This is a genomic window from Streptomyces longispororuber (genome assembly GCF_014656095.1).
Classification (GTDB): Bacteria; Actinomycetota; Actinomycetes; order Streptomycetales; family Streptomycetaceae; genus Streptomyces; species Streptomyces longispororuber.
The window spans coordinates 1-1064 of sequence record NZ_BNBT01000325.1; the positions used below are offsets into that span (position 1 = coordinate 1).

The 1064-nt window shown below is 73.2% G+C and carries 1 protein-coding gene and 1 pseudogene; both read right to left on the bottom strand.

All coding sequences use genetic code 11. The annotated features are described in order from the left end of the window. Positions 1-61: 61 nt before the first annotated feature. Entirely contained in the window at positions 62-826 is a 765-nt protein-coding gene (locus IE330_RS38455) for a bestrophin-like domain (protein WP_190140811.1), read from the bottom strand. Positions 827-841: 15 nt separating this feature from the next. Continuing rightward, a pseudogene (locus IE330_RS39575) lies at positions 842-1064 on the bottom strand (hypothetical protein); the annotation flags it as partial.

A 1064-nucleotide genomic window follows, 5' to 3' on the forward strand; every position in this document is an offset into this window, starting at 1 on the left:
GGCCGGAGCCCCTGGCCACCCGGGGCTCCGGCCGCCCGGGGCTCCGGCCGCCCGGGGCGGCTCAGTCGCCGACGCCGGGGAACAGCGCCCGGAAGGGCTCCGCCGTCGCCGCGATGCCCCGGCTGTAGGGGGCGTCGAAGCCCCAGATGAGGAAGAGCAGGAAGGCGATCAGGGCGGAGAAGAGACCGGCGAGGATGAGTTCGCGCGCCGTGCGCCGGATCTGCAGGGCGAAGATCAGGCCCACGGTGACGAGGCCGCCGGTGAGCAGGCCGAACCAGACGACGCCGGGCATGGTCGGCTCGGCGCTGTCGCCCCGGGCGACGCGGGCGTCGTCGACGATGGCCACCTGGTCGACCAGCGGCTGGTAGGCCTGGGCCTCGAAGTCGGACTCGGGTTCGTGGTCGGTCACGCCGTGGCGGATACGTTCCAGCAACCGGTCGCCGCGCGGGGTGAGTTTCCCGGTCTCGGCCATCCGGTCCCACTCCGTGTTGATGACATGGCCGACATACGCCCTTACGTCGCCCCGGATGCGGTCGCGCACCTCGGCGGGGTAGATCCGGACCCGCTCGTGCACCTCGTGCAGCGCCTGGGCCTCGACACGGACGTGGTCCTGGGCGGCGCTGCGGGCCTCCCAGACGCCTGCGATGGCCAGACCGAGGACGATCGCGTAGACCACGCCGATCATCATCGTCATGTACTCCATCACGTCCGGAGTTTCCGAAGCGTCATAGTCCGCGGAGGTTCGCCAGTGCCGCAGGACGACGACGAGGAGCACGACGGCACACGCGGCGCCCATCGCGAGGGTGAGAACAAGCCATTCCGACAACGGTTCCTCCGGCGGTCAGCGCGGCCGCAGCGCGGCGACGGCGAGCACCGCGGGTGCGGTGATGAGCAGGGTGAGGTGGACCAGGGACGGCCCGCCGCGCGGCTGCTGCCGACGCGTGGGCGCGTGGTACTCGGGGTACGCCACGGGCTTCGGCGCGGGGGCGGAGCGCTTCGGCGGGGTGGGGCTCGGCGAGGGCGGCGAGGGCCGCGGAGGGGCGATCGACGGCGCGGGTGGCGCC